The organism is Dactylosporangium sp. NPDC051541 (genome assembly GCF_044454505.1).
Classification (GTDB): domain Bacteria; phylum Actinomycetota; class Actinomycetes; order Mycobacteriales; family Micromonosporaceae; genus Dactylosporangium.
In genome coordinates this window covers 142,386-160,135 of sequence record NZ_JBITDU010000022.1, presented here as the reverse complement: position 1 = coordinate 160,135, position 17,750 = coordinate 142,386, and the positions used below count along the sequence as shown (strand labels likewise).

17 protein-coding genes and 1 pseudogene are annotated in these 17,750 nt (G+C 69.7%); 9 read left to right on the top strand and 9 right to left on the bottom strand.

Annotated features, from left to right (window positions below; all coding sequences use genetic code 11):
• Positions 1 to 135: 135 nt before the first annotated feature.
• Positions 136 to 861, bottom strand: coding sequence for a carbon-nitrogen hydrolase family protein (locus tag ACIA8L_RS50815; protein ID WP_395916637.1), 726 nt, complete (start codon positions 859 to 861; stop codon positions 136 to 138).
• A gap of 1,028 nt (positions 862 to 1,889) precedes the next feature.
• Between ACIA8L_RS50815 and ACIA8L_RS50810 the strand changes: the two genes are divergently transcribed.
• Positions 1,890 to 2,345 (top strand): response regulator, encoded by a 456-nt coding sequence (locus ACIA8L_RS50810; RefSeq protein ID WP_395916636.1) that lies wholly within the window; start codon positions 1,890 to 1,892, stop codon positions 2,343 to 2,345.
• A 720-nt stretch (positions 2,346 to 3,065) separates the two neighbouring features.
• Here ACIA8L_RS50810 and ACIA8L_RS50805 read toward each other — a convergent pair.
• The 7 genes from ACIA8L_RS50805 to ACIA8L_RS50775 form a co-directional block, all read right to left on the bottom strand.
• Positions 3,066 to 3,323: a hypothetical protein gene (locus ACIA8L_RS50805; RefSeq protein ID WP_395916634.1), complete on the bottom strand. Its 258-nt coding sequence runs from the start codon at positions 3,321 to 3,323 to the stop codon at positions 3,066 to 3,068.
• 154 nt (positions 3,324 to 3,477) lie between these two features.
• Positions 3,478 to 4,737 carry an EAL and HDOD domain-containing protein gene (locus tag ACIA8L_RS50800; protein ID WP_395916632.1) on the bottom strand — a complete coding sequence of 420 codons (1,260 nt, stop codon included), beginning with the start codon at positions 4,735 to 4,737 and terminating at the stop codon, positions 3,478 to 3,480.
• A 252-nt stretch (positions 4,738 to 4,989) separates the two neighbouring features.
• Positions 4,990 to 5,391, bottom strand: a complete 402-nt coding sequence (locus tag ACIA8L_RS50795) for a hypothetical protein (RefSeq protein ID WP_395916630.1) — start codon at positions 5,389 to 5,391, stop codon at positions 4,990 to 4,992.
• Between the two features lie 58 nt (positions 5,392 to 5,449).
• The gene (locus tag ACIA8L_RS50790; RefSeq protein ID WP_395916628.1) at positions 5,450 to 6,175 is read right to left on the bottom strand and encodes a DUF6766 family protein; all 726 of its coding nucleotides are present in this window, start codon (positions 6,173 to 6,175) and stop codon (positions 5,450 to 5,452) included.
• Between the two features lie 81 nt (positions 6,176 to 6,256).
• Positions 6,257 to 6,670 (bottom strand): hypothetical protein, encoded by a 414-nt coding sequence (locus ACIA8L_RS50785; protein WP_395916626.1) that lies wholly within the window; start codon positions 6,668 to 6,670, stop codon positions 6,257 to 6,259.
• 234 nt (positions 6,671 to 6,904) lie between these two features.
• A complete protein-coding gene (locus tag ACIA8L_RS50780) occupies positions 6,905 to 7,948 on the bottom strand; it encodes a chemotaxis protein CheB (protein WP_395916625.1) in 1,044 nt (347 codons plus the stop codon).
• A 149-nt stretch (positions 7,949 to 8,097) separates the two neighbouring features.
• Complete coding sequence (locus tag ACIA8L_RS50775; RefSeq protein WP_395916624.1) at positions 8,098 to 8,514, bottom strand: STAS domain-containing protein; 417 nt, start codon at positions 8,512 to 8,514, stop codon at positions 8,098 to 8,100.
• A 687-nt stretch (positions 8,515 to 9,201) separates the two neighbouring features.
• On the opposite strand from ACIA8L_RS50775, the pseudogene ACIA8L_RS50770 reads away from it, so the two are divergent.
• The 8 genes and pseudogenes from ACIA8L_RS50770 to ACIA8L_RS50735 form a co-directional block, all read left to right on the top strand.
• Positions 9,202 to 9,354 (top strand): annotated as a pseudogene (locus tag ACIA8L_RS50770) (hypothetical protein); the annotation flags it as partial.
• Between the two features lie 276 nt (positions 9,355 to 9,630).
• Positions 9,631 to 10,863 carry a PP2C family protein-serine/threonine phosphatase gene (locus ACIA8L_RS50765; protein WP_395916645.1) on the top strand — a complete coding sequence of 411 codons (1,233 nt, stop codon included), beginning with the start codon at positions 9,631 to 9,633 and terminating at the stop codon, positions 10,861 to 10,863.
• 271 nt (positions 10,864 to 11,134) lie between these two features.
• The gene (locus ACIA8L_RS50760) at positions 11,135 to 11,605 is read left to right on the top strand and encodes a GAF domain-containing protein (protein ID WP_395916622.1); all 471 of its coding nucleotides are present in this window, start codon (positions 11,135 to 11,137) and stop codon (positions 11,603 to 11,605) included.
• A 2-nt stretch (positions 11,606 to 11,607) separates the two neighbouring features.
• The gene (locus ACIA8L_RS50755; RefSeq protein WP_395916620.1) at positions 11,608 to 12,243 is read left to right on the top strand and encodes a PAS domain-containing protein; all 636 of its coding nucleotides are present in this window, start codon (positions 11,608 to 11,610) and stop codon (positions 12,241 to 12,243) included.
• Between the two features lie 170 nt (positions 12,244 to 12,413).
• Positions 12,414 to 12,791, top strand: coding sequence for a sensor histidine kinase (locus tag ACIA8L_RS50750; RefSeq protein WP_395916619.1), 378 nt, complete (start codon positions 12,414 to 12,416; stop codon positions 12,789 to 12,791).
• 24 nt (positions 12,792 to 12,815) lie between these two features.
• Complete coding sequence (locus ACIA8L_RS50745; RefSeq protein ID WP_395916643.1) at positions 12,816 to 13,109, top strand: sensor histidine kinase; 294 nt, start codon at positions 12,816 to 12,818, stop codon at positions 13,107 to 13,109.
• A 318-nt stretch (positions 13,110 to 13,427) separates the two neighbouring features.
• Complete coding sequence (locus ACIA8L_RS50740) at positions 13,428 to 13,616, top strand: hypothetical protein (protein WP_395916617.1); 189 nt, start codon at positions 13,428 to 13,430, stop codon at positions 13,614 to 13,616.
• Between the two features lie 39 nt (positions 13,617 to 13,655).
• Complete coding sequence (locus ACIA8L_RS50735) at positions 13,656 to 16,493, top strand: BTAD domain-containing putative transcriptional regulator (RefSeq protein ID WP_395916616.1); 2,838 nt, start codon at positions 13,656 to 13,658, stop codon at positions 16,491 to 16,493.
• 169 nt (positions 16,494 to 16,662) lie between these two features.
• Here the strand turns inward: ACIA8L_RS50735 and ACIA8L_RS50730 are convergent, their stop codons facing one another.
• Positions 16,663 to 17,745 (bottom strand): hypothetical protein, encoded by a 1,083-nt coding sequence (locus ACIA8L_RS50730; protein WP_395916614.1) that lies wholly within the window; start codon positions 17,743 to 17,745, stop codon positions 16,663 to 16,665.
• Positions 17,746 to 17,750: the final 5 nt, after the last annotated feature.

Sequence of the window (17,750 nt, the reverse complement as noted above, 5' to 3'; positions counted from 1 at the left end):
CAACCCGGCATCCCACGACCCGACCAGCTCAACATCGACCACAACCAGTCAACGAGCCAGCACGAGCGGAGCCACGACCTGCCGTTGCAGTACTAACCAGGACCAGCGCGAACCTGGCGGGTTCCGCGTTGGCGATCACACCAGTTGGGCGATGGCCATGCCGATCGTCCCACAGGGGACCTGGGCAATGACTCGTCCCATCGGGTCCATCACACAGGTGGGTCCAAGCCCGGTTCGGTATTCGTCGCGGTCGCCGGTTACATCGGCTGAGACCAGCCACATGCCAGTCTCCCGAACCCGGCGCGCACGGATCTCGTTATGCCGCTTGGACCACCACAACGCCTTGTCCCGGCGCATCATGTTCTGTGCCAGCACCAGGAGGACCCTGGCTCCCTTCGCCGCGATCGCGGCCGCCGCCTCAGGAACCCGCGTGTCGGAGCAGATGTTGATCCCGAACGGCACTCGATCACAGCCGAACACCAGGCCGTTGTCACCGGCGGTGAAGATCGACTCTCCTGGAGTCAGAAACCGCTTGCGATAGCGGCCAACGACCCGACCAGCGCTGATGAGCAGCGCCGTGTTGTAGTACGCCGGCCCGGATCGCTCGATCATGCCCAGCACCAGCATCGGGCGCACATCGGCCAGGCGGTGCAGAACTTCGGTCAACGCCGGCGAGCCGACCTCGAACGCATACTCCCGAACGTGCCGCTCAGTGACCAAGTAGCCCTGCAGGAAGCACTCCGGAAACAACAATAGATCGACACCCGCACCGCCCGCCTGCCCAGCGAAGTCGCGGACCATCCGAACAGCCGCGTCCACGTCACCGAGGATCTCCGGTGTCTGACAGCCCCCGACCCGCACCTCTTGAAGTTATCCGGTCGGCACGCCAACCACCACGACGGTCATGATCGGGTGCGCGGACATCCTTGATATGCCGCGATGCGCTCGTCCGCCAGGTCACGTTCCGTCGAGCTCGCCAGCCCGCTCCGACTCGTCGAATGTGAGAGCGACGTGGCTCCCGCTGCACCTGCCCGAGCTGTCAGGTCAGCTAGGAGTACCTCATTGCATGAGGAGGAGTGGAAGCTCACCGATCGCGATGAGAGGCTGAGGACACCGCACCAGGCCGGCGTCGCCGGCGACGCTGAATCCCGGGTTCCGAAATGGCGCGTCCCCATCATCAACTACCTGAGCAGTGGCGTGAAGAGCTCCGTCGTGTCGCACGCGAGACGGCTTCCACAGACGGCAACGACTGTACACAGGCAGCATGCGACCGGATCGCCAACGCCGTACTCGACCAGCTGTTGTCCCTTGCCGAGGTCGAGGAACACGTACGAGATCGACCACTCATGGACCAGATGCCGCCGCGACCCAAGCCCTCGCATTATGCAACCGAGCGTCGCCTGGCGATCTGTACTCCCGCCGAGCGATGCGCGAGCTACAGCTTGGACAGCACTGTCGACCAGCACGGACATTTGTGGTTCCCCGTGGGGTCGGCTCGCACCCCACCAGCAGCAGATCACCCACTACCCGACCATCCCAGGTCCGCTAATTAGCGCCTGCCCATAGGTTGCGCGCGCACAGCACGCCGTCACCAACCGCAGGGTCTGCCACCAAGCCGCGTCGCACCGACGTTGAACGGCAGAGGCCGAGGTCCGATCAGGCTTCAGGCGGCCTGTCGTGTGCGCCGCCGCCGGGAGGATCTGGCCAGGACCGGTTGGTGCATGTTTCGGCAGGACCGAGGTCCGGTCAGCGGCTGGGTCCGGGCCTCGACCCGATCGGGTGACAGCCGCTGCCGATGGTTCGCAGCTGCCCGCAGCCGTACAGTTACCGCAAACACCTCCTCGCCGATCGGGAGACCCCGGCGCAGGACCCTCGAAGGGAACCGCGCCATGCTGACCCAGCACCGTGCTCTACCGGCCCACATTCTGCTCGTCGAAGACGATCCGGGCGATGAACTGATGGCCCGAGAAGCATTCGAGGACGACGCTTTGGACAGCGAACTGCACGTGGCCCGCGACGGCGAACAGGCCCTGGACTTCCTCTATCAGCGTGGCGACTTCGTCGACGCCCCGCGTCCGGACTTCATCCTGCTCGACCTCAACCTGCCCAGAGTCGACGGCCGGCAGGTTTTGCGCCAGATCAAGAACGACGCGGTCGTGGCGAGTATCCCCGTGGTCGTCCTGACCACCTCGGCCGCCGTCGAGGACCTCATCGCCTGCTACGACACGCACGCCAACGCCTACATCACCAAACCCGCCGGTTACGAGGAGTTCATCGGCGTCGTACGGCGGATCAACCAGTTCTGGCTCGACACCGTCCGGCTGCCCACCGACGCAGCCGCATAGCCCGGCGCCGACCCGCCGCACCCCGGCGGAGAACGTCGATCAACCATCCGCTCGGCGGATCGTGGTGGATTGTTGATGCTTCTTCGGTGATTCCGATACGGCGTCCCCGCAGGCTCGTCGCGCGTTCAGCACCGCGCCCTTCGGCGTGGTCGGGCCTGACCGCATGTTCGGTGCGAGCGGCCAAGCCCCGGTGCAGCAATGCCAACGCGCGCGCTGCGGCACAGGCTGCGGCCCTGGCGGTGAGGAGGGTGTGCGGGGCCGAGGTGATGTCGTGTGATAGCCCCGGCTGCCGAACCGACCGGAGTGACCGTTGCCAGCAGCCCGCGTTGCCGGCCGAACAGAAATGTGCCGGTGTGCGGACGTCCGCCGCTGCAGTGCGCTGACCGCGACCGTCGAGCACGCTCGCCAGACCAAACCGCCGAGCAGGAGCAGAGTCGCAGCCGCCACGGTGGTCACCAGGGCGGCGACCGACAGCATGAGCAGCCCCGGATCGCCGCGGCGATGGGCAGTGCAGACGGACTCATTCGCCCGCCGCATCGCAACCCACGACATGACCGGCATCACCAGCACCGCCACAACGAACGTGGTCTCATGGACGCCCACGACCGGCTCGGCCGACTGGCCGAGATGGCTCCCGCGTCAAGCAACCGTTTGGGAAGGCCCATGCCGAACCGTGGGTGGGTTGTCATCCCCCGGCCCGCACTCCGTCACGACCTAAAATCAGAGGAAATCGGCACAGGGCGCCCGTTCTGGCGGAAGTAGCCAATCGTCCGCTTCCTGTAGGCCGGGAAGGAGACGGTGGCCGTCCGCAATCGCCGCATCGAGCTGGTCGAGCAGGGCGCCGATGGCCGTCGTCCCAGGATCGGCCGAATGACCCTCGGCGAGGCGGATCGCTCGGCGCATGAGCAGGCTGGCCTCTCTGGCTGCCATCAACACCGACTCAGCCGTGGCAACGAAATTGCGAGCTGGTCGTGTCATGGGGTACCTCATCAGCGGTTGGTGGACGACGTCCGATGCCGGTGGTGCGGAGCGTCGGCGGCGTCATCGAGAGTGCAATGCCCGTCAGCAGTCTCGATGCGGAGCGCTGCAGAGTTGACAAGGCGACTTCTTGCGATCGACCGGCCGACATCCGTCAGGCCGTCTGAGGCCGGTATTGCTGTGAGCCGGCACTGGCACCAGCGGGCGCGAGCTGTTGGATCGACCCGGTGGACCAGCACACGGCCAACAGGTAGTCGTCGGTCAGGTCCGCGGTGGCGGCGTCGCCGAGTTGATAGGCCAGCACCCTGTCGAGGATGGCCGCGAGTGGTCCGCACTGCTGGGTGGCGGCACGCGTGATGGCGTCGCTGAGGGAAAGTTGTGCGGCAAGTTCGGCGATCGGTATCGCCAGGAGATCGCTGGCAGCGGCGAGCAGGCCGAGGGTGAAGGCGCTGGGACCTGATTCGCCCTCGCGGCCGGCGAGGAGCTGGCACATTCGGGCGCAGATGAGCATGTTCTCGAGCTGCGCTTCGTCACCGTCAGCGACGTCTGCGATGGCCATCAGTGTCACCCATTGACGGATGCGAGTGGTGCCGGTCAATACGACTGCCTCGCCGATCGAGGCGACCGTGCGCGGCATGCCACTGGCGGCGGCATTTACCAGCCGCAGGAGGCGTATCGCGAGGTCCGGGTCGTGTTCGACGAGCGCGACGATGCGATGGATGTCGAAGTCGTCCTTGGCGAGCTCAGCCAGCAGCTGCAATCGTTGCAGGCGGACTGCGCCGAGCGATCGGGTCGTGACCAGGTGTGGACGGCCGAGGACATGGCCTTGGAAGAACTCAATGCCGAGATTGGTCGCGGCGATCAGCATTGCTTGCGTCTCGAGACGCTGAGCGATCAGCTGGACATGGCGGTACTGTCGGCATTGCGCGACTGTCGTGCGAGCGCGCACGACATTGCCGTCGAGCAGGTCGATCTTGGCGTAGTTCGCATACTCCAGTAGAGGGTCGCGTCCCTGGCCGGGTGCGAAGTCGTCCACGGCGATCGTGTAACCCTGTTCGGACAGAGCGGCGACGCCGTGCAGTACCGCGGAGTCGACAGGTACGTCGCTGAGAATCTCCAAACCGACCTGCGTCGCGTCGAACGGCAGCGGCAGGTCGCCGACGAGGAACTCTCGGGTCACGTTGACGAAGCAGGGACGCTGCCCAACCAGCTCCTGGATCCCGAACTGGCTGAACGCGGTGACGATTACCTGGCTGGTGGCGTAGGAGCCACGTTCGGAGGACGCTTTGCTCGCGGCGGTGTCGCGGAACAGCAGCTCATAGGCGACCACGTCGCCGGCCCGATCGTAGATTGCCTGCCGGCCGATATGTACCGCGTGCCCGGTCTCGACCGCGCCGCCAGTGTCCGCTGCCATACCTCATATCCAACTCGCGCTGCCGTGCCGGTGTCACCGAATACGTCACTGTGACGGGTGCAGTTCTGGTGCGGTCGGGTATCGGTGCGGCGCGGTGCAACGCCGTAGTCGCCGGTACTGTCGACGGCCGGAACGCCGGAGGCATCAGTGCCGCGCCCTACCGCTTCGATACCATCGACGTCCTGGTGAACTCGGTGTGACCGACTTCGACACAGGGTGATCCACCACACCAGCACCGGCAACCAGTGCCGATCAGTTCTGCTCGTCACTGGCCTGTCGCTGCTGCGCGGCGGCGTGCCGGTCCTCGGCGGCGTCCGCGCGGTGCTCGGCAGCTCGTACCCGGTGATCTTCCGCGTGGCCGATACCATCCTCGGCCAGCTCGTCGTGCAGCGTTGCGGCTTCTTCGTGTGCTGCCGCGGCGGCATCCTTCGCGGTCGCGGCGGACGCCGCCGCGCGGGCAGCCGCCACCTGCTCGCGGCGTGCGGCGCCGCGGCTGGCGTGGACGTGCTGCCCGGTTGAGCCGTGCGCGTCGTCGAGCTGTGCGTCGAGCTCGCGGCTGCGCTGGGCCAGCTCGTCGGCCCGCTCACGCGCTTGCTCGGCACGTTCGTGGGCCTGCTGACCGCGTGTACTGCGCGGGTCGTCGCCGGCGGTCATGGCGACACCACCGCCCCTTTCGCAGCATGTTGGCCATTGACCTGGACAGCCTGCCGGGTCATCCTTCGACTCCGGTAGCGGTGTGCGGGGTACCGACCGGTTTGGACTCCGGGGATCCGCGCTGGCGCAGGTAGATCGAGAGGATCGCCATGGACGCGACGGCGAGGAGTTCGGACTGCCAGTTCTGCAGGGTGCGGTTCCAGAAGTCCGGTTCGAGCAGGTACTGCGCCCAGGATACCGGGTCCTGCAGCTGGCTGAGTTGCCGCTCGTTGAACGCGGACGCGCCGGCGATCGACTGGGCCAGCCACGACAGCAGGAAGATGATCCCCATGACGAGGCCGAGGGAGTTGGCGTACAGCCACCGCCGCCACCCGGTGCGGCGGGCGAGCTTCGGCGAGTCGGGGGTGCTGTACGGGCCGACCTTCTGCTCGGCGTCGGTCTCGGTGCCGATCTTGTCGAGGGGTTTGGACTCGGGTGAGCCGCGCTGCACCAGCCACACGGTGAGGACGATGTAGAGGAAGAACTGCAGGTACTCCGACTGCCAGTTCTCGGCCACGTCCGCGGCGAACGAGGCGGAGGTGAGGTATCGGCCGAACGACACCGGTGGCAGCCCATCGGTGAGCTGTTCGGCGTTGAACTGGGCGTGCCCGGCGACTGCCTGCCCGATCAGGGCGAGCAGGAACAGCACACCGAAGACGAGGCCGAGGGAGTTGGCGCGCAGCCACCATCGGATGGGGGCCGTCCGCGCGGGCTGTTCTGTGGGTGTGCTCGTCGTGGCGCTCATCGGTGCAGGAGTCCGATCGTGATGAAGTAGGCCAGGCCGGCGCCGATGACCACGAGGCAGAGCATGAACATGGCACGCATGTCAGCCTCCGTTGACGGTGCAGTCGTAAGGGCGCTCGCCGCGGGACCGGCAGCCGGCGGCGACGACCCGCCAGCCGCCGGGGAACGTGGCGAGGAAGACGGTGCCGTCATCGTCGGCCGCGGCGATGACGACCTTGGCCCACTGCCCGTCCACGGTCACGTCGGTCACGGCGCCCGGGTCCGGCAGGTCCTCGTCGCCGACCGCGTCCGCGCAGTTGGTCCCGGACGAGCGGGCCAGCTCGGCCGCGGTGTCGGGTGCCAGCAGGGCGCACATTGCCTGACCGTCCCCACGCTGATGCGCCCGCAGCAGCGCCACCGCCTCGGCGGCAGCGGCGGCAGCGCTCGGCGGGACCCCGCAGCCTGCAGCAGCCACCAGGACCAGCCCAAGGGCCGCGACAGACCACCGCGTTCTCATGGCCGGATCATGCCCGCCGCAGACTAAATTCACACCTGCCGATCACGCATCGGAGACGCGGCCGCCGCTGGGCTCCGAGCATGACGCGACCTTCACCGACGTGGCGAGGACCCGCCATGGAGCCGATCACACAAGGGCACTGCTCGCGGGATATCGCCCCGCGGCCGCCGGGCGCAGGGTTCGCCGGGGCGCAGGGCGGCTGCACATACAGGCTCGGACGCGGCGTCGCATGCGTCATGGGCCAGGCTTGGACGGGTCGCCTTGCAGGTGTATCGCTGCTGGCGCCGTCGCGCCGGGCTGGTTGTGGTCCTCTGGTGCGGGGCTGGGTGTGTAATCGAGTTGGCCGGTGATGAGCCGGGCCAGCTCGGCGGCGCGGTCGGCGGCTTCCCGGTGCTCGGTGGCCTCGCCAGCGGTTGCCGGGTGGCGGCCGCCGGCGAGGTGGCGCAGGAATGCCGCCTGTTCCTCCAGTGCGGCGACCGCGGTCCACAGTTTCGCTTCGACGGTCTCGGCCTGTGCGGCGGCCAGGTGCTGCGGTGACCACTGGTGCCCGACGTGGCAGCGGTAGTAGCTGATCGCGGGCAGGTCGACCTGGGCGAGGGAGCCGCTGCAGTCCGGGCATACCAGCCTGGTCAGGCGGCTTTCGTCTGCCGACAGGAACAGCGGGTCATCGCTGTCGGCCATGCTCATGCTGACTCCTTCCGGCCCGGCGCCCGGGCGGGTCGCAGCTGCCGGGCGGGGCCGGATCGCGGCGCACAGCGCCGGGGCCAGCTCGGCGAGCGGGATGGCGGTCGCTGCCGGTACGGCCGCCTGCGCGGCGGCGGGCATGCCGGGAAACCGGGCATCGCGTTGCACCATGACACGTCCGCCGGCGCGTGCGGTCAGCGCGGCGCCGACCGCGCCGTCGTCAAGGGCCCCCGACAGCACGACCGAGATGAGGTCCGGGCCGGCCCATCGCGCGGCGCTGGCGAGCATCACGTCGACCGACGGCCGGTGCCGGTTGACTTTCGGGCCGGCGCTGAGCCGGACGCGGCCTTCGTGCAGCAACAGGTGGCGGTCCGGCGGTGCCACGAGAATGCTGCCTGGCGCGATGGACGCACCATTGCGGGCATGGGTTGCGGGCAGCGGCCCGGCCCGGGTCAGGATCTGCGGCAGCGCGCTGCGCGCCGTCGCCGTGATGTGGACCGTGACGAGCACCGCCGCGTCGAGATCCGCCGGGAGTCCGGCAACGAGGTACTGCAGCGCCTCGACGGCTCCCGCAGAGCCCCCGATACTGATCATCGGTACACCCATCCTCTGCTTGTGCCCCGCCGGCCCCGCCGGCAATCCAGCCGCCGGCGCGGACGCCCGGAATCAGCCGGTTGAGGTTGCCGACGTCGCGGCAGCACCGCACGTGGTGACCGGGACCCTTGCTGCGGCCGGCCGGCGTGTTATATGCCGGCCTGGTCCGAGTCCGGACGCCCGTCGGCGGTCGACGGTCCGGTTGTTGCCGGCACGGTGCTGATCGGTAGGACGGTGTCGAGACCGGTGAGGGCGAACATCCGGTTCAGGGCCGGATTCGGGCTGATGATGCTCAGCGACCGTCCGGCGTGCAGGGCGGCTTTGTGCGCGCGGACCAGGGCGGCCAGCCCGGACGAGTCGCAGAACCCGACCGCGGCAAGATCAATTGCCACCGCTGGTGCATCAGCGGCGTAGGCGTCGCGGACCGCGGTGCTCAAGGTGGCGATCGTGTCGTAGTCGAGGCTCCCGGCAACGGTGATCAGCACGGCACCCGCCGGGTCGGTCGTCTTGGTGATCGTCAAACCGGCGGCGGCCGGGTGTTCGTCGGACGGCTGGTCATGATCCATGGGCACTCCATAGCCGCACGGTGCAGCGGCCAGCCTAACGCAGCCTGATCGATCTTGCAGCGTGGCCGGCAGCCGTCCGGACGCTGCAGCCTGCACCTGGTCGCACGCCATCCGGTGGGCGTGGTGGTGGCGTCCGACGGGTCGTCGAGCAGGGATGCACGATGTACGGCCGGTCGGCGGACCCGGGCGGAGAGCCGTCCGGTGCAATTCGTCTGAACAATCCCGCCCGGCCGGGCAGCTCGTCGATCATGGAGGGGTGCGGCTGACGTGGGCGCGCACCGGGCTGGTGTGGTGGCAGTGGCGGCTGGCGGCGGTACCACTGGTGGTATGGCTGGTGGCGTCTGCGGCCGGCACCGGCGGTGTGCTCTACCTGCGGCAGCGGGCCCGCGACGCCGCCGTGCAGCGGTTCGTCGCCCGGACGGTGCTGATGCGCGACTCCGTCGCCAGCTACGTCGCGGATCTGCTTGAGCGCGAGCAGGTACAGGCCCGGGCGTTCCTGACCGACCCGACCGTCAACGAGCGGGACTTCCTGCGCTCGGTGGGGGCATTCGGCTACCCGGCCGCGGTACTGATCGATCAGGACGGCCGGGTGCTGCAGATCGCCCCACGCCGGCCGGACCTGCTCGGCGCTGACCTGACCGGCCGGTATGCGCACCTGCGAACCGCGGTCGTGGACGGCCGCCCGCCGTGTCCGGGGTCGTGCCGTCGGGCGTCCCGGAGCCGTTCGTACCGCACCTGTTCGATCGGTTCACCCGCGCCGGCAGTGGTGTCCCCACCACCAAACCCGGTACCGGCCTCGGTCTTTACCTCGTCGCCCGCCTCGCCGAATCCGGCGGCCTGCGGATCACCTACGCCCCGAACCGGCCCCGCGGCGCCCGGTTCATCCTCCACATCCCGCGCAGCGCCTCCCGCGACGCCGCAGCCCGGGAGGCCGGCACTGCGTCCCGGCCAGCCCCGGCCAGCCCCGGCCAGCCGGTAACCACGCATACCGCCGCCTCGCGGTGCTGGCGGCGGGTCTGGTACCGCGCGGTACAGTCAGCGTGGCATCGAGGAGGGACTCGCCGTGGCGGTGCAACAGATCGGCCGGCGCACCCGCCCGCCCGGGTGGAGGCGCGCATGAGCGCCACCGGCATTCCGCCCCCGACCGGCACCCTCGACAGCGTCGAGCAGCTACGCCGGCTGCAGACGGTCACCGACGCGGCCCTGTCCCGCCTCGGCGTCGAGGACCTGCTCAACGAACTGCTCGTCCGGGTCCGGGACCTGCTGCACGCCGACACCGCCACGATCCTGCTGCTCGACCCGACCGGTGCTGAGCTCGTCGCGACCGCGGCCAGTGGTCTGGAACGGGAGGTCCGCCTCGGCGTGCGGGTGCCGGTCGGGCACGGCTTCGCCGGGCAGGTCGCCGCCACTGCGGAGCCACTCGTCCTGGACCACGTCGACGCCACCACCGTCGTCAGCCGGATCCTGCTCGACGCCGGGATCACCGCGATGCTCGGCGTGCCGATGATCAGCACCGGGCAGGTCGTCGGCGTGCTGCACGTCGGCAGCCGCACACCGCGCCGGTTCACCGCCGAGGACACCGAACTGCTGCAGCTGGTCGCCGAGCGGGCCGCGCACGCCACCGTCGCCCGCGCCCACAGCCTCGACCGGGCCACCGCCCACGCGCTGCAGCGCAGCCTGCTGCCCAGCCGGCTGCCAGCCCTGCCAGGCCTGGACGTGGCCGTGCGCTACTTGCCCGGTACGGACACCGGCCTCGGCGGCGACTGGTACGACGTGTTCACCCTGCCCTCCGGTGTCATCGGCGTGGCCATCGGTGACGTCGCCGGCAAGGGGCTGCGCGCGGCAGTCATCATGGGTCGCATCCGCTCCGCGCTGCGCGCCTACGCCATGGAGACCGACGACCCCGCCGACGTCCTCACCCGCCTCGACCGCAAAGTGCAACGGTTCGAACCTGATGCCATGGCCACGGTCATCTACGCTGTCATCGCCCCCCGTCTGGACCGCATCACCCTGTCCAACGCCGGGCATCTGCCGCCCGTCGCTGTTACCCCCGGCCACCCGGCCCGGCTGAGCAGGGTCGGACCGGACCTACCGATCGGCGCATACCCCGGGGCCACCCGCACCGCCACCAGCCTGCCGCTGGACCCCGGCGACGGCCTGTTCTTCTACACCGACGGGCTCGTCGAACGCCGCCAGCCCATCACCGACGGCTTCGACAGACTCACCGCCGCGCTGACCGGCGGCGACGCCGAAGAGCAGTGCACCGCCGCGATGAACGCCCTGCTCGCCACGGACCCGGCAACCGACGACGTCGCGATGCTTGCCCTACGCCGGCCCGAGCCTCGCTGACCATTCGACCCGGACCGGCCCAGCATGACCCCAGTACCCCCAATGCCGCCACCTCCTGCGAGTCGGTGCTGCGCGACCGGACGGGATGTACCAAGAACAGACAGCAGCGGCCGTCATTCGACGGCTGACATGTCTGTGGGTGGTCGCGCAACGGCGCGCTACCCACAGCCGTCTATCGCCGAAGCGCGCACGCAGGGAGGCCTGCAGTGGGCCACCGGTCAAGCCAGGGGTTTCGTCGCCTGCTTACGTCGCTGCCGCGATTGCCGATCAGATGACCGTAATGCTGCGGCGGCAACCGCCGAATCGTGCGCCGGACCCGGTCGGTGACCCGGCCCGCCTGGCCGTGCTTCGCGGCAGCGAGCTGCTGCATGCGGGCAACCTGCCCGGGTTGGACCGGCTTACCGCGCTGGCCGCGCGGTTGCTCGACGCGCCGATCGCCCTGGTGACGCTCGTCGACGAAGCGCAGCAGGTATTCCTCAGCGACGCCGGTCTGACCGGTGAGCTCGCCGCGTCCAGGAAGACGCCGTTGTCGCATTCGTACTGCCAGCACACCGCGGCGGCCGATGCGCCGTTGATCGTCGGTGACGCCCGCGCTGATGCGCGGCTGTGGGCGAATCCCGCCATCGCCGCGTTCGACGCGATTGCCTACGCCGGGATTCCGCTGCACCATCCCGGCGGGCCGGCGCTGGGCACGCTCTGCGTCGTGGATCACCGGCCCGGCAGTGGTCGGAGGAGCAGGTAGCGGTGTTGCGGGATCTGGCGGCCGCAGCCGAGTCGGAAGTTGCGTTGTGGCTCGCCCACCGCGACGCGCTGCTGGCCGCGGCGCGGACCCAGACGATCCTGGACTGCGCGCACGACGCGTTCGTGTCCGTAGACGCCGGCGGCCATATCACCGGCTGGAACACTGCAGCTGAGCAGTTGTGCGGCTGGTCGGCCGCCGAGGTCCTCGGCAGACCCAGGACGGATCTGGTCATCCCCGCCCGATTCCGGGCCGCCTGCCAGGAGGCGCTGGCCCGGCTCCGTGACGGCCGGTCAAGGCTGGCCGGACGTCATCTTGAACTCGTCATGGTGCACCGGGCCGGCACCGAGTTCGCGGTCGAGATGACGCTGCAACGTCACGTCGAGCACGGCGAAGCGGCGTTTCACGCATTCGTCCGGGACATCACCGATCGCAAGGCCGCCCAGGCTGCGGTGGAGCAGGACCGGCAGCGCCTCGCCGATGAACAAAGCTTCCTGCAGACCCTGCTCGACAGCCTCGATACCGGTGTTGCCGCCTGTGACGCGGACGGACGGCTGGTGCCGTTCAACAAGGCACTGCGCGATGTACACGGGGCTGGCCCGCATTCCGCTCGTGCAGGCCAACGCCGGCATGCCCGTTAGCGGTCAGCAGATCGTCGTCCGCGCGGCCGGGCAGCCGCCACGACGATTCGTGGCCAACGCCCGCCCGATCGGCACCACTGACGGCCGGCACCTCGGTGCGGTCGTCGCCATGCATGACATCACCGAGCGGTATCACGCGGACCGGCACGGTCCTGCCCACCGACACCGACATGGCCACCGTCATGGCCCAGCGCATGCAACCCGATCTTCGTGATCGGCGGCAACACCGACATCCTGCTCAGGGTTCCCGTATCCCCGACAACCTTCGGACCCGCCTGAAAACGATTGCCCGCACCGGCCGGCACATGCAGCAACTCGTCAACGACCTCCTCGACGCCGCCCGCCTCGACGCCGGACCGCTGCACTTCACACCGCAGCCGGTCGCCCTGCGCGACGTTCTGCACGACTCCGCCGAAACTCTGCGACACGCCGCCGACCAGCAACACCTCACGCTGCAGGCAGACGTCGGCGAGCAGCTACTCGTCAGCGGCGATCCGCTGCGGTTGCGGCAACTGACCGACAACCTGCTCTCCAACGCCATCAAATAGACCCCGGCCGGCGGCACCGTCACCCTGACCGGCTGCCGCACCGGCGACCAGGTCACCGTCACCGTCTCCGACGCCGGCATCGGTATCCCCACCGACCAGTACCCACATCTGTTCACGCGGTTCTTCCGCGCCTCCACCGCCGTCGCTCACGGCATCAAAGGCACCGGACTCGGCCTTGCCCTGACCAAGGCCATCGCCGAAGCCCACCACGGCACCATCACTGTCAGCCCGAACACCGAACGTCCGGGCACCACCTTCACCGTCACCCTGCCCGCAGCGACCGGCACGATCGCCGACGAGCCCACCAGCGCCGCGTAGGGCACCCTCGTGAACGTGACGCGGGCAAGCACCTACTGCGACTCGCCGCTACCTTTCAGTTCGCTCTGGTGAGCGCACGATCGGCAGCCTGCCTTGCGGCGGGACGGTTCCGGTCTGCCGGTGACCGTGACCTGGTCCAGCTCGCGGCCGCAAATCACCATCCTCACCCCAGACCGACGCCGGAGGACTCCGGCAGCGGTCCTCCCACGACAACTCCCCTGCGCCGTGGCGATCCTGGACACGCTGAACCTCTGGTGAGCCGACCCGACCTGCTGACAGGACAACTCGCTGTTCAAGCCCAGGCCCCAGGGAGACTCGGTGACCACAACCGTCGACAACGCCAAGTCGCCCCATCTCAACTGGAGAGTCCTCCGCGTCGTCGGTCCTGCCGGAGTTCCGGCCGAGCCGGGCGATACCGGCCCGCTCGCCTATACCGACACTGGCATCGTCGGCGTCCTCGCCGAACCGCCGGGCCTGGTCTGGTCCGCAGGACGATGGACTTGGTAGCGTCACGGCTGCCAATCGGTCACGACGGGAGCCCAGGGTATGCAGGTCCGCCTACTCGGACCTTTGGACGTGGTGTTGGACGGTGTCGCGCGGCCGGTGCCCGGCCGCCGCCGACGTGCCCTGCTGGCGGTCCTGGCGGTGTACTGCGGCCGGACCGTTGACACCAGCCGCCTCGGCGACCTGGCCTGGGGGCCGGATGCGGCGCCGGCGCGAAACACCCTGCAGGTCAACGTGTCGTACCTGCGCCACACGTTCCGGCTGCCGATTGTGTCGTCCGCCCCGGGCTATCGGCTGGACCTCGGCTCCGACGGCACCGACATCCTGCAGGCTGGGCATCTGATCAGCCAGGGCAGCCAGTCCGCCGAGCTCACCGACCGGGTCGCGAAACTGCAGGCGGCCCTCGCCCTGTGGCGTGGTCTACCGCTGGCCGACGTCGTCGACGCCGCCTGGGCCCGGGAGCAGGTGGATCGGCTCGACCTGCTCCGGCTGCAGGCCAGGCAGTTCCTGATCGACGCCCAGCTCGGGCTCGGTGAGCACGCCGGGCTCGTCGTGGATCTCGAGGAGCTCGTCCAGCAGCACCCCCACCACGAGCCCTTCCACGCCCAACTGATGCTCGCGCTGTACCGGGCCGGCCGTCAGGTCGACGCCCTGGCCGCATACGAGCGGTTGCGGTGCACGCTCGCCGACGAGGTGGGCATCGACCCCGGTCCAGCGCTGCGCGAGCTGCAGGCCGCGATCCTGCACCACGACCCCGCGCTGGACCTGCCCGCGCCGCCGGTCGCCTCGCGCCCGGCGATCGCGGTGCCCGCGCAACTCCCGTTGACGCCGGCCGCCTTCACCGGGCGCACCCGCGAACTGGCCCACCTCGACAACCTGCTCAGCGCCAACAGCGCGACGCCGGCCCGGCTCGGCCCGGTGCTCATCTCCGCCGTGTCCGGCACCGCCGGCATCGGCAAGACCACCCTCGCGGTGCACTGGGCCCACCGGGTCCGCCACCAGTTCCCCGACGGGCAGCTCTACGTCAACCTGCGTGGCTTCGACCCCGGGCGTACCGCTATGGACCCCGCCGAAGCGCTCCGTGGGTTCCTCGACGCACTCGCGGCGCCTACCCTGCGCATCCCCACCGACCTCGACGCCCAGATCGACCTGTACCGCAGCCTGCTGGCCGGCAAACGCATCCTCGTCGTCCTCGACAACGCCAACCACGCCGATCAGGTCCGCCCGCTCCTACCCGCCGAGCCGGGCTGCCTTGCCATCATCACCAGCCGCAACCAGCTCAACGGCCTGGCCGCCGCCGACGGCGCCCATCCGCTCCACCTCGCGCTGCTCACTCACGCCGAAGCCCGTGACCTGCTGACCCAGCGTCTCAGCGCCGGACGGACCGCCGCCGAACCCGACGCCGTCGACATCATCATCGCCCGCTGCGCCCGGCTTCCCCTCGCCTTGGCCATCGTCGCCGCCCGCGCCGCCGTCAAACCCGGCTTCCCGCTCGCCACCCTCGCCGCCGAGCTCGGCGACTCCCAGGGCACCCTCGATATCCTGCACGGCGGCGAACCGTCCACGGACATCCGATCCGTGTTCTCCTGGTCGTACCGCACCCTCAGCGGCGCCGCCGCCCGGCTGTTCCGCCTGCTCGGACTCCATCGCGGGCCGGACATCGCGCTCCCTGCGGCGGCCAGTCTGATCGGCCTGCCGCCACATCGGACCCAGCCGCTGCTGACCGAACTGACCCGCGCGCATCTGCTGACCGAGCAGGATGCCGGCCGATACTCTCTGCACGACCTGCTTCGCGCCTACGCCGTCGAGCTCACCCTGGTCCACGACGACGCAGCCGAACGGTCCACCGCGCTGCGTAGGCTGCTGGAGCACTACCTGCACAGCGCCTACCGGGCCGAGCGGCTGCTGCGACCCAACCGGGAGCCCATCGAGCTCGCGCCGCCGGTCGCCGGGATCACCCTCGTCGAGTTGGCCGACCGAGATCAGGCCGTCGCCTGGTTCACCGCCGAGCAGCAGGTGCTCGTCGCCGCCGTAGGGCACGATCCCGGTGACACCGGCTGGCGGCCCTGGCAGCTGGCATGGTCGATGTTCACATTCCTCAGCCAGCGCAGCAGCTATCGGCTCAACGCGGTGGTCCAGCAGGCCGGGCTCGATGCCGCGCTGCGCTCAGCCGACGAACCCGGGCAGGGGTATGCCCATCGGTTTCTCGGTTCCCTCTACGGTCGGATCGGCGACTTCGAGCAGGCCGCTCACCACAACGAACGGGCGCTGCACTACTTCGAGCAGGTCAACGACCACGTCGTGGTCGCGAACATCCACCTGACCGTGGCCTGGGCGCTGGACGAGCAACACCGATATCAAGAGGCCATCCCCCACAACGAACGAGCGCTCCAGGCGCATCAAGCGGCAGGCAACCGATTCGGCGAGGCCGTTGCCCTCAACAACCTGTGCATGCTCTCCGTCCGCCTCGGCGAGTATCAGGCCGCCGAGGCGTACGGCACAGAGTCCCTCACCCGCTTCACCGAACTGGACGACCGGCTCGGACTCGCGAGCACCCTCGACACCTTCAGCCTCATGCACTTCCGTCTCGGCAACGTCGAGCAGGCGGCTGACTACGCGCACCAGGCCATCACCTTCTGCCGGGAGATCGGCGACCGTCACCACGAGGCCGCCATCCTCACCACACTCGGCGACGGCTACGCAGAAACCGGCGACCTCGTCCGGGCCCGTGACACCTGGCGGGAGGCCCTGACAATCCTGGAGGACCTCAAGCACTCGGATGCCGACAAGCTCCGAGCGAAGATCGGGCCGCCCGCGAGGCAGGCAGTGCGTGAGCCGGAGCGGCGTCCGGGGCCACGGCCGTCAACAGCCCCAGCGTGAGCGCGGCCGTGGCGACCACCGCCGGACCGATCCGCAGCCATCGTGCCTTCATCAATGGGTGCTCCTTCCGTCATCGACAACCACGATTGAGACGGCCGCCGTTGTTGCACGGAAAGCAGGACCGGCTCCGGTACTGGTAGCACCGGAGCCGGTCGATTCTGCTGGTCGGTCAGGGCGTCGGGTCCGCGGGCCAGGCGGCCGGGTCCGAGTTGGGCACCGGTTGCACCCCGGCGACGAGCCGCAGCGCGTCCTGCTGGCCGAGGAGCGCGGCGGTGTGCGGGTCGAGGGTGATCAGCAGGTCACCGGCGAGCCGGGACACGCGGCCCTCGCGGTACTCCATCGCCACTCCCCCGTACTCGACGTTCGGCTGGATCGGCTTGACCGCGGTCAGCGCGGCCGACTGGACGAGGATGGAGAACTCCGAGTCGCCGGCCTTGAAGTACGTGCGGGCGGCCGGGTTCGCGCCGCCGCTGAAGCCGCATGCGGTGACCGCCGTGGCCGGTGGCGTCCAGGTGACGGTGAAGTTGACGACGCAGCGGTACACCCGGTCGAAGCGCAGCCAGGTCGCCATCTCCAGGATTTTCGCCTGGTCGGTGTCGACGTTCGTGCCGGGGTTGTCGGGGAAGCCGCGCAGGATCTGGGCCCAGGTGCCGGGGACCGGCTGCCAGCGCAGGTATCCCCACCGCGCGCCGTCCTCCGGGTGCAGGCCGCTGGTCACGAACTTCGCCGGTTTCCCGCCGACGGTGACCGGCCTGGTGCTCGGGTTGCCGTGCAGTTCGGAGCCGTCGGCGTCGTGCGCCTTGTCGAGGCTGGCCTCGGAGACGCCGATCGACGCCCAGTACGCACCGTCGGCCGGCGTGGACACGTCGAGCAGTTCCCAGTCGTCCCCGGACCGCCAGAGGATGCCGCTGGGTTCGGTGCCGGTCACGTCCAGGTGGAAGCCGCCGTGCCCCGGCTGGCCGCCCTGGCCGAGGACCGGTGCCCCGGTGGCCACCGGGGGCCGCAGCCCGCCGGGCCACGCGGCCGGCGCGGTCGACGGCGGTGGCTCGCCGACCTGAGCCGGTCCGCCCTTGTCGCCCCCGCGCAGCGGGAGCACCGCGACGGCGCCGACCACGGCGAGGGCGAGCGCACCGGCGCCGGCGCCCACGAGGGTGCGGCGGACCGTCCGGCGCCGCTGTCCCCGCTGCCGGGCCCCGTCGAGGAGTTCTTCGACGTGGACGTCGCCGTCGGCGCGGTCGTGCAACGCCGTCATGATCT

Excerpts from the sequence above, each read along its gene's own strand:
- ACIA8L_RS50810 (WP_395916636.1), top strand. The coding sequence starts at position 1,890 with ATGCTGACCCAGCACCGTGCTCTACCGGCCCACATTCTGCTCGTCGAA.
- ACIA8L_RS50805 (WP_395916634.1), bottom strand. The coding sequence starts at position 3,323 with ATGACACGACCAGCTCGCAATTTCGTTGCCACGGCTGAGTCGGTGTTG.
- ACIA8L_RS50800 (WP_395916632.1), bottom strand. The coding sequence starts at position 4,737 with ATGGCAGCGGACACTGGCGGCGCGGTCGAGACCGGGCACGCGGTACAT.
- ACIA8L_RS50795 (WP_395916630.1), bottom strand. The coding sequence starts at position 5,391 with ATGACCGCCGGCGACGACCCGCGCAGTACACGCGGTCAGCAGGCCCAC.
- ACIA8L_RS50790 (WP_395916628.1), bottom strand. The coding sequence starts at position 6,175 with ATGAGCGCCACGACGAGCACACCCACAGAACAGCCCGCGCGGACGGCC.
- ACIA8L_RS50785 (WP_395916626.1), bottom strand. The coding sequence starts at position 6,670 with ATGAGAACGCGGTGGTCTGTCGCGGCCCTTGGGCTGGTCCTGGTGGCT.
- ACIA8L_RS50780 (WP_395916625.1), bottom strand. The coding sequence starts at position 7,948 with ATGATCAGTATCGGGGGCTCTGCGGGAGCCGTCGAGGCGCTGCAGTAC.
- ACIA8L_RS50775 (WP_395916624.1), bottom strand. The coding sequence starts at position 8,514 with ATGGATCATGACCAGCCGTCCGACGAACACCCGGCCGCCGCCGGTTTG.
- ACIA8L_RS50765 (WP_395916645.1), top strand. The coding sequence starts at position 9,631 with ATGAGCGCCACCGGCATTCCGCCCCCGACCGGCACCCTCGACAGCGTC.
- ACIA8L_RS50760 (WP_395916622.1), top strand. The coding sequence starts at position 11,135 with ATGACCGTAATGCTGCGGCGGCAACCGCCGAATCGTGCGCCGGACCCG.
- ACIA8L_RS50750 (WP_395916619.1), top strand. The coding sequence starts at position 12,414 with ATGGCCACCGTCATGGCCCAGCGCATGCAACCCGATCTTCGTGATCGG.
- ACIA8L_RS50735 (WP_395916616.1), top strand. The coding sequence starts at position 13,656 with ATGCAGGTCCGCCTACTCGGACCTTTGGACGTGGTGTTGGACGGTGTC.
- ACIA8L_RS50730 (WP_395916614.1), bottom strand. The coding sequence starts at position 17,745 with ATGACGGCGTTGCACGACCGCGCCGACGGCGACGTCCACGTCGAAGAA.